The sequence below is a fragment of the Sporofaciens sp. St.21A7 genome (genome assembly GCF_059728535.1).
The window spans coordinates 3,388,102-3,402,013 of the sequence record NZ_BAAGFN010000001.1; the positions used below are offsets into that span (position 1 = coordinate 3,388,102).

The 13,912-nt window shown below is 48.1% G+C and carries 11 protein-coding genes, 1 tRNA gene and 1 pseudogene; 3 read left to right on the forward strand and 10 right to left on the reverse strand.

Annotation, left to right across the window (positions count from 1 at the left end; all coding sequences use genetic code 11):
• Positions 1-130 precede the first annotated feature (130 nt).
• The 3 genes from AC6I3O_RS16690 to AC6I3O_RS16700 all read left to right on the forward strand — a co-directional run bounded on the left by AC6I3O_RS16690 (position 131) and on the right by AC6I3O_RS16700 (position 3,319).
• Positions 131-868: a response regulator transcription factor gene (locus AC6I3O_RS16690; RefSeq protein ID WP_497851875.1), complete on the forward strand. Its 738-nt coding sequence runs from the start codon at positions 131-133 to the stop codon at positions 866-868.
• Positions 861-2,210, forward strand: a complete 1,350-nt coding sequence (locus AC6I3O_RS16695; protein WP_497851876.1) for a sensor histidine kinase — start codon at positions 861-863, stop codon at positions 2,208-2,210. The genes AC6I3O_RS16690 and AC6I3O_RS16695 overlap by 8 nt, the downstream gene beginning before the upstream one ends.
• 248 nt (positions 2,211-2,458) lie before the next feature.
• Positions 2,459-3,319, forward strand: coding sequence for a phosphoribosylaminoimidazolesuccinocarboxamide synthase (locus AC6I3O_RS16700; RefSeq protein ID WP_497851877.1), 861 nt, complete (start codon positions 2,459-2,461; stop codon positions 3,317-3,319).
• A 311-nt stretch (positions 3,320-3,630) separates the two neighbouring features.
• On the opposite strand, the gene AC6I3O_RS16705 is transcribed toward AC6I3O_RS16700, so the two are convergent.
• From AC6I3O_RS16705 to AC6I3O_RS16750, 10 genes and pseudogenes are all read right to left on the reverse strand, one after another.
• Positions 3,631-4,902 (reverse strand): S1C family serine protease, encoded by a 1,272-nt coding sequence (locus AC6I3O_RS16705; RefSeq protein ID WP_497851878.1) that lies wholly within the window; start codon positions 4,900-4,902, stop codon positions 3,631-3,633.
• Positions 4,903-5,031: 129 nt separating this feature from the next.
• Positions 5,032-6,189 carry an alanyl-tRNA editing protein gene (locus AC6I3O_RS16710; RefSeq protein WP_497851879.1) on the reverse strand — a complete coding sequence of 386 codons (1,158 nt, stop codon included), beginning with the start codon at positions 6,187-6,189 and terminating at the stop codon, positions 5,032-5,034.
• A gap of 15 nt (positions 6,190-6,204) precedes the next feature.
• Complete coding sequence (gene argS / locus AC6I3O_RS16715; RefSeq protein WP_497851880.1) at positions 6,205-7,971, reverse strand: arginine--tRNA ligase; 1,767 nt, start codon at positions 7,969-7,971, stop codon at positions 6,205-6,207.
• A gap of 145 nt (positions 7,972-8,116) precedes the next feature.
• Entirely contained in the window at positions 8,117-8,743 is a 627-nt protein-coding gene (locus AC6I3O_RS16720; RefSeq protein WP_497851881.1) for a hypothetical protein, read from the reverse strand.
• A gap of 41 nt (positions 8,744-8,784) precedes the next feature.
• Positions 8,785-8,856, reverse strand: a tRNA-Arg gene (locus AC6I3O_RS16725).
• A 240-nt stretch (positions 8,857-9,096) separates the two neighbouring features.
• Complete coding sequence (locus AC6I3O_RS16730) at positions 9,097-10,149, reverse strand: DUF5688 family protein (protein WP_497851882.1); 1,053 nt, start codon at positions 10,147-10,149, stop codon at positions 9,097-9,099.
• Positions 10,150-10,281: 132 nt separating this feature from the next.
• Entirely contained in the window at positions 10,282-10,839 is a 558-nt protein-coding gene (efp, locus tag AC6I3O_RS16735) for an elongation factor P (protein ID WP_497851883.1), read from the reverse strand.
• A gap of 161 nt (positions 10,840-11,000) precedes the next feature.
• Positions 11,001-11,498 (reverse strand): YqeG family HAD IIIA-type phosphatase, encoded by a 498-nt coding sequence (locus AC6I3O_RS16740; protein WP_497851884.1) that lies wholly within the window; start codon positions 11,496-11,498, stop codon positions 11,001-11,003.
• Between the two features lies 1 nt (position 11,499).
• A pseudogene (locus AC6I3O_RS16745) lies at positions 11,500-12,027 on the reverse strand (shikimate kinase); the annotation flags it as partial.
• Between the two features lie 65 nt (positions 12,028-12,092).
• Positions 12,093-13,817, reverse strand: a complete 1,725-nt coding sequence (locus AC6I3O_RS16750; protein WP_497851885.1) for an AAA family ATPase — start codon at positions 13,815-13,817, stop codon at positions 12,093-12,095.
• Positions 13,818-13,912 lie beyond the last annotated feature (95 nt).

Genomic DNA, 13,912 nt, shown 5'->3' on the forward strand with positions numbered 1-13,912 from the left:
GCAAAATTAAATCTTAAAATTTCTTAAGAACTTCTAAGGATTTCCAAAAACCTGTTATACTAATGAACAGGGAATGTTAGATTCATAAAATGCAGTTCAGACGTGACATCAGGAAGGAGTATACATAACTATGGATACCTCACGCATCTTAATCGTAGACGACAACCCGGAGATCCGGGAAATCATCCACATCCTGCTAGAAGGGGAAGGATACCTCATTGAAGAAGCCAGTGACGGGCAGCGCGCCTTGGACCTTACCGGAAAACTGGATTTTGACCTGATTATCCTTGACATCATGATGCCTGGGCCAAACGGATATCAGACTTGTATCGAAATCCGTAAGAACAGCAATGCACCCATCCTGTTTTTAAGCGCGCGCACCAAAGACAGTGACAAGACTTTGGGCTTCTCAAGCGGTGGCGACGACTACCTTGCCAAACCATTTTCTTACAATGAACTCATCAGCCGCGCCAAGGCCCTCATCCGCCGCTACCAGGTCTATCGGGGGAAAGACGCCTCTATTACGACAGAAACAAAAGGCAATTCATCGACGGAAGGGACACCAATGGAACCCATTTTCTTCCACCACTTGAAAATAGACGAGGCAAAGGAGGAGGTTACTTCGGACGGGATTCCCCTTGTGCTGACGGATACAGAATACGCCATGCTGCTTCTTCTGGTGAAGCACCGCCGCCAGATTTTCTCCGCACAGCATCTCTATGAGTCCGTTTGGAATGAGCCTTACTATTATGGGGCAAACAACACGGTCATGGTCCACATCCGCAATCTGCGTCTCAAGATTGAGAAAGATCCAAAGAATCCGACGCTGATTAAGACTGTCTGGGGAAAGGGGTACCACTGTGATTAGACGGTTCAAAAATCTGAAAATCCGCACACAATCTACTATCGTGATTTTGTTTGCCATTATCGTCGCTTTCACCCTGTTTGAACTGCTTTGGCTGAACAAATGGAACATCTGTGGGATTGCCGAGCGTCTCGGCATCTTCTATACACAGATGGGGGATAAAAGTTTCCGCAAGACCCTTGCCGAAGAAGCCCTGCACTATGACATCCCAGAATCCGAAGATGATACCGATGCCGTAGAAGCGCTCAATCCTTTCTTCGACCTTGTCAGCGAATATACGGGCATCTATATCTATGGACATGACGACGGACTGTTCCTCGCCGGAAGGTCTCCATCCGCCATGTCTGATAACGGTTTCCTCTCTTTTTTCAATATTGGATACCGCCTTACGGACGGTGAAGGCGAATTTGTAGAGAATTGCCTGTTAAAATTTGCAAATGGGACGGCGGACATCCTGATATACAATTATGAGCGGACGATATTCATATATCCGTTCCTGTTCGTCTGCCTCTTCCTTGCTGTGGCTCTGTTCTTTGCCATTGTGCTTCTCTTCCTGGACCGGAAGATGCGGCAGGTTATGCTTCTGAAAGATGAAATCCTCACAATGTCCGCAGGAGACTTGGAACACAAGATTCCCGATTTCGGCGGCAATGAGATTGGAATTCTTGCCAGTGAACTGAACCATCTGCGGGAATCCCTGTCTGACAACATCCAAAAGGAACAGGAAAGCCGGAAAGCAAACCAGGATTTGATTACGGCCCTCTCCCACGACCTCCGTACTCCGCTCACCATCTTGAACGGGTATCTGGAAGTCCTGAAGCTAAAGCGCAACCCCCAGACACAGGAGGAATACCTGGAGCGGTGCCTGAAAAAAACAGAGGATATTAAGGAATTGACGGATCGGATGTTCGAGTATGCGCTGATAGCCGAAGAGACCGAGACGCCTGAGGCTGCATGGATTTCCACAGATTTTATCGGGCAATGCCTGACGGAAAACTGCGACTTCATCCGTCTTGCCGGATTCACTTTGGAGCTGAAACTGCCTGAGGCTACCGGCGTACTGCAAAGTGATAAGACGATGCTGAAACGGATACTGAATAACCTCTTCTCGAATATTCTAAAATACGGGGATAAAAAACAAACGGTCACGGTGTCCGGAAGGATTCAGAATACAGAATTCATCGTTTCCCTCACCAATCGGAGCAAGGACAACGATTCTGGGATAGACAGCAATAACATCGGCTTGAAAAATACAGACCGGATGATACAGATGTTAGACGGACGAATGGATGTCTGGCAGGAAAAGGAAGTGTTCGGGGTAGAGCTTAGGTTTCCGCTGCGGTAATCTCTATCAAATAATGAAAAACATTTCATTTATATATTGATTTTTCTGCCCAAATCTGTTTATCTATATATTATACCCAAAGGCACACCGTGATGCCCGCCCCGCAAGGGGCATGTATTACGGTGTGCCCTTGGGGTATACTTTGTTGGACGAAGTCCGCCCGCCCCGCAAGGGGCATGTATTACGGTGTGCCCTTGGGGTATACCAATTTCAATAAACTATACTATGACAAAGAGAGGACATACTACATGAAACCAATCAAAGAAGGAAAAGTACGCGAAATCTACGACAACGGCGACAGCCTGATCATGGTCGCCACAGACCGTATCAGTTGTTTTGATGTAATCTTGAAAAATGATGTGACCAAAAAGGGAACCGTCCTGACCCAGATGTCCCGGTTCTGGTTCGACATGACCAAGGACATCCTCCCGAACCATATGCTTTCCACAGACGTAAAAGACATGCCGGAATTCTTCCAGGCTCCTCAGTTTGACGGCAACAGTATGATGTGCAAGAAACTAAATATGCTCCCCATCGAGTGTATTGTCCGCGGCTATATTACAGGGAGCGGATGGGCAAGCTACCAGAAGGACGGCACGGTATGTGGGATAAGGCTGCCGGAAGGATTGAAGGAATCCGATAAGCTGCCGGAGCCAATCTACACACCGTCCACCAAGGCCGAAATCGGCGACCACGACGAGAATATTTCCTATGAGCAGAGCATTGCCCATCTTGAGAAATATTTCCCGGGAAAGGGAGAGGAATATGCGGCAAAACTGCGCGACTGCACCCTGGCGCTTTATAAAAAATGCGCGGATTATGCCCTTACCCGCGGAATCATCATCGCAGACACCAAGTTCGAGTTCGGTCTGGACGAGAATGGAGAACTGGTCATCGGCGACGAGATGCTGACGCCTGACAGCTCCCGCTTCTGGCCGGCCGACGGGTATGAGCCGGGACACGGGCAGCCCTCCTTCGACAAGCAGTTCGCCCGGGACTGGCTGAAAGCGAATCCAGACAATGACTGGACTCTTCCGGAAGATATCGTGCAGAAGACGATTGACAAGTATTTGCAAGGTTATGAGATGCTGACCGGGGAGAAACTGTAAATTAAAACGCTATTTCTATAGAAGCTGCATTGACCGGCTAAGAACAATCGGCATACAAGAAGGGGGAGAATCAGAATTAACCGGCTTCCCCCCCTTCTGAATGAAATGTATTTCTTCACGATGTGTATGAAATTTTATCCTTCAGAACCGGAAAGGATAATATTCATCAATTCCCTTGGAGTGACAATTAATGCGTTTGCCCTGGCTGTCCTGCATTTTATACTTTGTTGGACGAAGTCCGCCCCGCAAGGGTATACATCACGGGATGCCCGGAGTCTATGAACGCCAGAACATCCCGCCTGCTTTATGACTTAATTAGAACCTCTCCCAAGCGTAACTTCCACATCATGGCTCTGGTATTCACCATCACTGCCAGGAACCGCAATCGTCACCGTCACCGTCTCCCCGGCTTTATAATATTGAAGCTGCTCCTGAAGCGTATTCGTATTATTAATCGTAGTCCCATTCAGGGCTGTTACTACAGAACCCTTGGTAATCCCTGCACGCTCAGCTCCGCCTCCCCGGATCACGTCCGTAATATACACGCCTACCGGCATGTGGTACATCTGGGAAGTCTCCTGCGTAACGTCCACAGGTTCCGAGATACCCAGATAGCCCCTCTCTTCGTCAGCTACCTTCGTCCTGGTCTCCCGGTTCATCAGCCCTTCAATCGTCTCCCTTGCCTCGGAAACCGGAATCGCATATCCAATCCCTTCCACCGCCTCATAGGCAGCCTTCGCCGTATTGATACCGATAACTTCGCCCTTGGAATTCAGCAATGCGCCGCCGCTGTTCCCAGGGTTGATTGCCGCATCCGTCTGAATCAGGTTGCTGTCGAATCCTTCAATCCTTCTTTCAGTAGCGGAAATGATGCCCCTTGTGACAGACTGGCCGTAACCGAGAGCATTTCCTATAGCAATGGCTTCCTCGCCTACCTGTATCTCATCCGAATCCCCTAATGTCGCCACCGCAATCTTCTCTCTCGTGCTCGACTTGATTTTGCTCAGGTCTACTGCCACGACCGCCAAATCCCGGCTGGCGTCCGTCCCCTTGATATTCGCCTCCACGCTCTCTTCGTCGATAAACGATACTGTCAGTGTGTCGCTTCCTTCTACCACGTGGTTATTCGTCACTACCAACAGTTCAGAATCATTCTGTCCAATAATAATGCCGGAGCCTGCACTCTGGCTCTGCCTCTCCTGGATTCCTCCGAAGAAACTCTGTACCTGCTGGACGCTCATGTTGGTAATGGAAACCACAGATGGCATTGCATTTGCCGCAATATCCGCCACATCCGACCTGGTAGCGCCGCTTGACGAAGTGGTAAGTTTCGCGCTGCCGATATTCTCGGTCTTATCCGTCTTTCCTGTACTCTCTTCCACCGTCTTGCTGCCCATAAATTTTCCTGCCACAATGTTGCTCGTCTGGAATGCGGCGCTTGCCGTCACTCCAAATACCAGACCGAAGCAAACGGTCTTCACCCACTTAGGCGCGCCTTTCTTCTTGTGGGGCGGCCTGTGCTCTGAGTTGTTCTGCGGATTAGAATCCTGTCCCGGTGTGTAATAAGTATATTGATGATCCATATTGATATCTCCTTTCATTCTGGTTCGTTTTTGCTTTTCTGATTAGTAGTTTACCGTCAAATTGTGTTTAAACTGTGACAGAACCGTGATAAAATCATTAAATAAAAACAGCCCTGAATGAAAAATCATTTAATCCAATGCGTTATGTAATTCTTCCCGTATCGCTTCTTCACTGCCTGAAAGAGACCCCTGCACCATCTCCGGCTTGCCGCCGCCCCTGCCGCCAAAAGCATCGTTTATCCTCTTGCACAGCGGGCGCACATCCGTTTCTTTACTTCCAATCACATACCGGTAGCCTTTCTCTTCATCTCCCGCAAAAACAGCGCAGACCTTCGCTCCCTTATTGAGCAAAAGGTTCATCAACTCCCGCGGTGCATTTCCCGACAGGCCAGAATCAAATACCGCAGCCACATCCTCCTCCACCGGAATCTCAGCCGCCCGGTATGCCAGCATCTTCTGCTGTAAGGATGCAATCTTTCCTTTGAGGCTGCCCGCCTCTTCTTTCAGACGGGCCACCGCATCCGCCACTTCGCGTTCTTTCGCACTGAGAAGGGCGGAAATCGCCTTCGTATTCTCATCTTTCCTGTCATAATCTGCCAATGCCCGGAAACCGCAGAGCATCGTAATACGCTCTCCGCCTTTATAATTCATCATATGAACCAGCTTAATCAGCCCAATCTCCCCAGTAGAGCCAAGATGAGGCGCGCAGCACGCGCAAACGTCATACCCCGGGATGGTAATAATCCTGACCTGCCCCTCAATCTCAATCTTGCTCCGGTACTCCATGGCTATAAGCTCCTCCTTGGAGGGATAAGTAATCCCCACCCCCAGGTTCGCGAATACCGCCCGGTTCGCCTCAAGCTCAATCTCCCTTAGCTCTTCTTTGGAAATGCATCCGTTAAAATCCATCGTGCAGTAATCCTCGCCCAGATGGAAGCCTACATTATCATATCCGAAACGGCTGTGGACAATTCCTGAAATGATGTGTTCGCCCGTATGCTGCTGCATCCTATCGAAACGAACCTCCCAATTAAGCCGTCCCGTTACCGTCGTCCCTGCCTCAAGGGGCGAAGCCACCGTATGATAGATGATCCCGCCTTTTTCCCGGGTATCCAGGACCTCTGTCTCATCAAGCCATCCGATATCCCCATACTGCCCTCCCCCTTCCGGGAAAAACGCAGTCCCATCCAGTACCACTTGATACTGTTCTTTAACCTTCTCGCAGGAAAGAACCTTCGCCTGAAATTCCTTCCTGTAACCATCCTGATAGAATAATTTCTCCGTCATGTTTTCTGTCCTCTCCTACATCCTCTCCGGCGCCTCGAACCCCAGCACGTCGATACAAGACTCCAGGACACGTTTTGTAAGCAAAAGTAAAGCGATATACCCCTTCCGCTTCTCCTCGTCCTCCTCCGCAAGAATCTTCGTCTCATGGTAGAAGCGGTTGAATGCATTGGCAAGGTCGTAAATATATGCACAAATCTTGTGAAGAGCCAGCTCTTCATACGCCGATGCAATCACATCATTGTATTTCACAACTTCCAGCATCAAAGCCTTCTCATTCTCGTCATGGGCAGGCTGAATGGAAAGCCCGGAAAGTTCCCTGCCATCCGCCTGATATTTATTCAGGATCGACTTAATCCGCACAATGGTATACAAAATATAGGGTCCCGTATTTCCCTCAAAAGAGGTGAACCGCTCCACGTCGAACACATAATCCTTAGACGCCTGATTCGACAAATCCCCGTACTTGATTGCTGACATCCCGACCATCTTTGCCGTGGCTTCCGCCTCTTCGGGAGCCACCGTGCGGTTCTCGGCAATCTTCCCGCGCATCTCGTCCACAATCTCCGCAATCAGGTTCTCAAGGCGCATGACTCCGCCGTCCCTGGTCTTAAACGGCTTGCCGTCCTTGCCGTTCATGGTGCCGAACCCCAGGAATGAAAGCTTTGTCTTCTCCGGAACAATCCCTGTCTTCCTTGCTGCACGGAACACTTGAAGGAAATGGAGATCCTGCCGCTTGTCTGCAAGATAGATCACCTGGTCAGGGTCGTAATCTTCCATCCTCTGAATCAACGTGGCAAGGTCCGTCGTCCCATAGAGGGACGCGCCGTCCGATTTCTGGATCATGCATGGAGGAATTTCCTTCGTGTCAGACTCTAACTGCACATCAATGACCAGCGCCCCCTCGTCAATATGGGCGTACCCCTCCTCTTTTAATCTCTCAATCATATCCGGGATATAAGCCTGCGCATCCGACTCTCCCTTCCACAAATCAAAATGCACGTTCAGGCTCTCATAATTCTTCTCAAGGTCTGCCACAGACACATCCATGATATGTCTCCATACCGCCCGGTATCCCTTATGCCCGTTCTGGAGGAGCCTGGTCGCCTCAAGGGCTTCCCTGCGGTAATCCTCGTCCTCCTTCGCCCTGCCGCTGGCCTTAGGATAAATCTCTTCCAGTTCTCCTATGGTAAACGGAGCCTCCTTGGGATACTCTCCTTCAAAATCCTCCTGAAAATATGGAAGCTCTGGCTGCCTTTCCCTAAGCTCCGTGATAATCAGGCCCATCTGGTATCCCCAGTCGCCCAGATGGATATCCCCCAGCACACGGTGTCCCATCTTTTTGGCAAGCCTCTTGATTCCCTCGCCGATGATTGCAGAACGGAGATGTCCCACATGAAGCGGCTTCGCCACATTCGCCCCGCCGTAGTCCACGACCACAGACTTAGGCTCTTTCGCCGTCTCAAGCCCCAGGTCCCCGTCCTTACTCATCTGGTTCAAATAATCCGCCAAATATTCTTTCTTTATCTTCATATTGATAAAGCCCGGATTCACGGCATTGACCTCCTCAAGGCACGGGCTGTCCCCAAGCCTTGCGGCAACGTCGTTTGCAATCATAATCGGAGCCTTCCGGTAAGCCTTTGCTCCCGCCATCGCTCCGTTACACTGATATTCACACAAATCCGGACGGTTGGACAGCGTTACTTTCGCATATTCCCTGTCATATCCTGCCGCCTCGAATGCTGCTGCCAGCTCCTCGGCAATCAAATCCATGATTTTCTTCATCTTCTCTCCTCCTCTTTTCCAAGTATCTCTCATCCAATAACAAAAAAGCCAGATCTCTGCACTCCACAGGGATCTGACCCTCAAAACCTTCTCTGATACGGCAAACAAAGCAGCTTCTCCCCATCAAACTTCCGAAGGAGCGTTACTATGCATCCGCCTTCTTATAAGCATCTTCTAAGTCAGCCAATGCCTCCTGAAGCAGAGCGTCCGACTGCACCGCCTTACGGTATGCATCCTGCGTCTCCGCCATGAGAGCCTGTACGTCCTCATGGGCCGCAATCTTTTGGATATGGGACTTCACCTTCTCATCCTCCACAGAAACGCTGACCTTAAAACCGCCTTCCCTGTCTTCCACGATATACATGGTACTTAATCCCGGAACCTTCGTGTAGACATCCCTGATCTTCATATTATATCTGGCAAACGCCACATATGTACCCCGATATTTTCCTTCTTTCGTATAAACACTGATGTCATCATACGACTCGACAAAGCCGGCTTCTTCTCCCTGCTGCCTGTAATAATCTCTTACAGCCTCGGAAATCTCTGGATATTCCTCCCTTTTCAGCGGGTTCAGCTCTGCAAACCCACTTCTTCGGTTCTCCGTATACAAACGGCCGGAAATTGTCTTTTGTGCTTTTTGGACTTTCGCTTTGGTAAGGCTTGAACCGACTGAACCCACGGCTGCCACGGAAATCACCAGAAACGCCAGTATGGCAAACTTCTTATACTTCCTGCGGCTTCTGGGGCAGTCCTTGTCTCTTCCTTCCATAAGGCTACCTCCATCTGCACTTGAAAAATAGAAATAAAATACACACCCGGGCGGATTCGAACCGCCGCTCCCGCCTCCGGAGGGCGGTGCTCTATCCCCTGAGCTACGGGTGCATAATCTTCTCTTTGAAAGACACATTCCCACATCACAACGCTTCGGCTTGTCCAAACATCCAAAGTCCATCTCTCCGGCAAGACAGACGGGTTTCATCCTTCAAAGTAATACAATATGAAATTGCAAAAATAATATTACCACATTTATCCGAAAAAGTAAAGGAAATGATGCAAACATTTCGCAAAACATTTTGCACAATTCCTCTACTTTTTTCGTCAAAGACACCTTTCGCCCCATTTTCAGGCAGTAAGCCGTCTCGTCTGCCTGTCGTAATAATAGGCGTGGTTGGAAAGGCGCTCCTCTTCATCCACCTGCGTCGCATTGACTTCCCTCACAAGGAAATCTAACGCCTCACGCCCGGGTGCTGCACTTTCCGGCACGATAATCACTTCGTGTACGCTGCAAGGAAGCACATAATAGTTCTCCTCCAGATAAGCGCCGATTCCGTCAAGCTGGCTTTCATACAGGATTGCTGCCGCCCCATAGCTGCGGATTCGGTTGCTCAGCACATACATAATGTCTTTTCCATCGTCTTTTCCATCTCCATCGTCTTCTTTCATGACAGACAGTTCCTCAAGCAGCGCACCCATGGTCCCAAATTCATACGGAAGCAGCCTTCGGGTATTCCTGCGCGCCTCACAGGCAATCTCCTCCTGTGTCACGTCCCACATCTTTAGATGCTCGTGCCGGATCATCAGGGACGCCATCCCGTAAGGATTCACTTCCAGAAGCACATAGTAGACCACGGCAAGATCCAGATATTCTTCATAAGGCGTCTCTTCAAGCAATTCCCGGTTCGCCTCCCGGTTCACCAGACGATAGACAATCTTCCCCCTGATCTTCTGAAAATTCCTGAGGAATCCTCCCTCAAAACAATGCTTGAAACGCACCTCCCCGTACAGCCTCAGAATGTCCCCCGCAATAGTTTCCAACGAACTGCCGTTTTTAAACTGCTGATAGTATTCCTCCAGATAGATTGTGGGAAAGATATTAATTCCCTTCTCTGCAAGCGTCAGCCCGTGCCTCCTCGTCCCGTTATTCTTCACAGCCGAATGTATGTACACCGATATATTGCCCTCGGTTTCCTCCCTGACTTTAACCTCTACTTCGTGTATAAACTGAAAATATGTCATCCCTCTCCTTTCTTGACGCCTTGACCGCTTATACAAAACCGCATGTCGCCTGAGATGTTTCTCATACCAGAAATGTTTCTCATGCCCGAGAACCTTCTCATGCATCCCATCCTGCACCTTTGCGCAGCAAGGCATACCGGCAGCATATAGATTTTTCATGGAAACCGGCAGGAACTCTGCCTCTGAACAAACCAGAAAAATGATTGAAATATTATGGTAAGGTTATTATAAAAAAGCCTTGCAGGAATTGCAAGGCTTTTCGTATGACATATTTCGACAATCAAATATTCATTAAGCTCTGGAAAGATACTGACCGGTACGGGTATCGATCTTAATCTTCTCTCCCTGCTCAACAAATAAAGGAACCATAACCTGCGCGCCCGTCTCAACGATTGCCGGTTTCGTTGCGCCCGTCGCCGTGTTCCCCTTCACGCCCGGCTCAGACTCCGTAATCAGAAGCTCTACCGTAAACGGAGGCTCGATTGCAAATACCTTCCCCTGATAAGACTTCATGGAAACCACTTCATTCTCTTTCACAAACTTGAGTGCGTCTCCCACATCATCCGCCCCTACCGGTGTCTGTTCAAATGTCTCCATATCCATGAAGTAGTACAATCCTCCGTCATTATACAAATACTGCACTTCTTTCCTCTCAATGAACGCCTTCTTCAAGACATCCTTAGATGGGTTGAACGTACGCTCTACCACGCCGCCATTGATGACATCTTTTAATTTCGTGCGGACAAATGCTGAACCTTTTCCTGGTTTTACATGTAAAAATTCCAGACATTCAAACACTTTCCCGTCAATCTCGTAAGTCGTACCCTTCTCAATATAAGCATCAGCCATTCTATAATTCCTCCTTAGCCGCGCCAAATCAGCGCTTTCTACTTTCATTCTTATGCCTTTTCTCATTCTATAATAGATTGCCGCTTTTTTCAACCTTTTTTCTACACAAACTTTCACACAAACTTTGCCATAAGCCGATATCGGCTTTTCGCCTCCTGCTTCTAACGAAGGCTTTTCTTATAGAAATACAGCACAATCCGCTCTAAATAACGCTTCAGCACAATCTGGATTTCTTCCTTAGGATGGATGGGCTTCACCAGAATATTGCGGATTCCTGCCCGTTTCGCCCCCCACACATCCGTAAAAAGCTGATCCCCGATAAACAGGGAATTACTCCTGTCAGTCCCCATAATCTCCATGGCTTTCACATAATTCTTAGTGGAAGGCTTATGTGCGTCATAGACATAATCCACCTTAATATCCCGGTTGAACATCTCAACCCGCGGCTCCTGATTGTTGGAAATCAGGCAGCATCGAAATCCGATTCCCTTGAGCCGCGAAAAGAGCGCAACGGCTCTTTTATCAGCCGGCGCGCCGTGAGGCACCAGCGTATTGTCGATATCAAAAATCAACCCTCTGTACCCCTCTTCATATAACTTTTCAAAATCAATGACATATGTGGAAGCCACATATTTATCCGGAAAAAACATCTCAAACATTCTACTCTTTCATCTCCATAAAACGCTGTACAAGCTCCTCACACACTTGCCGCGCCGTCTTATTATCCGTATTGATTACGATATCCGCAGCCGCCTCGTATTTTGCGCGCCGCTGCTCCATCAGTTCCGAAATTCCTTTCACATCTTTCCTGCCCTCGAGCAAGGGCCTGCCGCCGTCGTCCTTCACTCGTTCATAGACTGTCTCTGGGCTTGCCGTAAGAAGCACGACCTTTCCGTTCTTCTTCATCTCCGCCACATTGCGCTCCCTTAATGCCGCGCCGCCGCCGCAGGAAACCACCGTGTTCTTCCTGGATTGCATTTCCACAAGAAGCCTTGTCTCCAAACCGCGGAAATATTCCTCCCCATAAGCGGCAAAAATATCCGGGATGCTCATCTGCTCCCGCTCTGCAATTACTTGATCCATCTCCACAACCTTCATGCCAAACATAGAATGCAGGCAGTCAGAAACGGTGGACTTGCCTGTCCCCATAAAGCCAATCAGCACAATGTTGTAATCAAACTGTTTTCTTTCCGTCAACACATCCTGCGCTTTCTTTTCACACAGGCCGGACGTTTGTTCGTATTTCTCCAAAATCATTCATCCCCTTCTCCTCTGCTGCCTTCTATGCCAGATACCACCCTGCACGTTTTCTGGTAACAGGCAATCCCATACTTATAGATTGTCTGCATCCCCTCCTGTCTAATCGCATCTGCATATCCATTGTCCTCAATCTGCTTCATTGCTTCACGGCATGCAGAATCAAACCTTCCTTGTTCGGCATACTTCACTTCAATGACGCAGCCGATCTTCTCAGAGGGAACCATAATCTGAATGTCCGTGTACCCTATGCCGGACTCCGCATTCGACTTTGCAATCCAGCTCCCTTCTGCCTTCAAAAGACCTAACAGCATACCATGGTAGAAATTCTCTTTGAATTCCTTTTTCACAAATGTATCCCTGATACTGATAGATACTTCCATAAATTCATTAAAAATAGTCTGAATCCGCCCAGCGTCTCCGCCTTTGACCGCTTTGCAGAATTCTTTCCATTTTGCCGTATCACTGGTTACTTTGGCATGAAACCAGGAACTAATCTTCTTTTCATAGATTCCAAGAATTTCTTTGTTAGGAATTACCAGCCTGTGAACCTCTCCCTGTGCCTCTCCGGCGTCCGTCAAATATCCGGCAGCAAAAAGTACGCTCCACAGATACGTCTGACGGATATTTCTGTCCTTATTGCCCAAATCCGTATAAGTCAATTCTGGAATCAACAGCTTCTCCACCGATTCTCCGGAAATCAATGCTTCAATTTCTGCCTTCGTAGTCTCCGTAGCATCTTCTATAATATCCTGAATAATCGAGTTACTGCTGCTGTTCTCCCAATGGAATTCCATCCTTGCATCTTTTCTTACCCTTAATTTATCGCATTGATTCAATACATCCCATGGACAATATATTTCCAGCAATCCAAAACGATATCCATCATACCACTCCTTTATATCGCCGAACCGCTCTTCCACGCCATAATATTCTAACATACTTATCACTTCACTGCTGGTAAAGCCGAAATACTCCGCAAACTCTTTATCAGAGATCGTCCTCACTTTAAAATTATTCAATCCTGTAAAAATACTTTCTCTGGCGATGCGCAGACATCCAGTAATCACGGCAAATTCGAGGTTCTCATTTGTTTTGAACGCCTGACTGAACAAAACTCGGAGCAGTTGGATCATCTGAGAATAATAATGGTTTTGGTATGCCTTGTCGAGCGGCACATCATACTCGTCTATCAGGATAATGACGCCTGCTCCATAATGTTTCCTCAACATCTCCGAAAGAAGGAGGATACTTTCCTTCTGCACGTCTTCCTCCAGATAATCAGCATATAATTCTCTTAACGCATGCTTATCTATCTCCGTAAGCCTGTCACTTTCCAACAGATATTGATGTCTGCGAGCTTCTTTTTTCAAAACTCTGGACATCATCTTTTGCGCATCCGCATATGTCTCCCCGCTGACATCCTTTAAACTAACCGCAATGACAGGATATTTGCCCATATGTTTCCTGCACAACTCTGTGTACTTTGCAATCTCCAATCCGTCAAATAACGATGGGTCTGCCCCAACTTCAAAAAATGACCGAAGCATATCCAGATTCAGACTCTTTCCAAAACGGCGGGGTCTTGTAAATAAATTCACACTCCCTCTAAATTCCAGCAAGTCTGCTATGAATCTTGTTTTATCTACATAATAAAACCCTTTCGTCCTGACATTCCGAAAAAACTCTTCTCCAATCGGAAGTTTTTTCATTTCTGCCATGCAGCGTCACCTCCTGCAAAATGTAATCCCATTTATTCCGGCTATAACAAAAGATATAACAATTTTATTATACTAAAAAAAATTCTCTCCTTCAA

What these genes read in the sequence shown, in the direction of transcription:
- AC6I3O_RS16690 (WP_497851875.1), top strand. Translation starts at nt 131, where the DNA reads ATGGATACCTCACGCATCTTAATCGTAGACGACAACCCGGAGATCCGG.
- argS (WP_497851880.1), bottom strand. Translation starts at nt 7,971, where the DNA reads ATGAAGAAAATCATGGATTTGATTGCCGAGGAGCTGGCAGCAGCATTC.
- AC6I3O_RS16710 (WP_497851879.1), bottom strand. Translation starts at nt 6,189, where the DNA reads ATGACGGAGAAATTATTCTATCAGGATGGTTACAGGAAGGAATTTCAG.
- efp (WP_497851883.1), bottom strand. Translation starts at nt 10,839, where the DNA reads ATGGCTGATGCTTATATTGAGAAGGGTACGACTTACGAGATTGACGGG.
- AC6I3O_RS16740 (WP_497851884.1), bottom strand. Translation starts at nt 11,498, where the DNA reads ATGTTTGAGATGTTTTTTCCGGATAAATATGTGGCTTCCACATATGTC.
- AC6I3O_RS16750 (WP_497851885.1), bottom strand. Translation starts at nt 13,817, where the DNA reads ATGGCAGAAATGAAAAAACTTCCGATTGGAGAAGAGTTTTTTCGGAAT.
- AC6I3O_RS16705 (WP_497851878.1), bottom strand. Translation starts at nt 4,902, where the DNA reads ATGGATCATCAATATACTTATTACACACCGGGACAGGATTCTAATCCG.
- AC6I3O_RS16720 (WP_497851881.1), bottom strand. Translation starts at nt 8,743, where the DNA reads ATGGAAGGAAGAGACAAGGACTGCCCCAGAAGCCGCAGGAAGTATAAG.
- AC6I3O_RS16730 (WP_497851882.1), bottom strand. Translation starts at nt 10,149, where the DNA reads ATGAAAAATCTATATGCTGCCGGTATGCCTTGCTGCGCAAAGGTGCAG.
- AC6I3O_RS16700 (WP_497851877.1), top strand. Translation starts at nt 2,459, where the DNA reads ATGAAACCAATCAAAGAAGGAAAAGTACGCGAAATCTACGACAACGGC.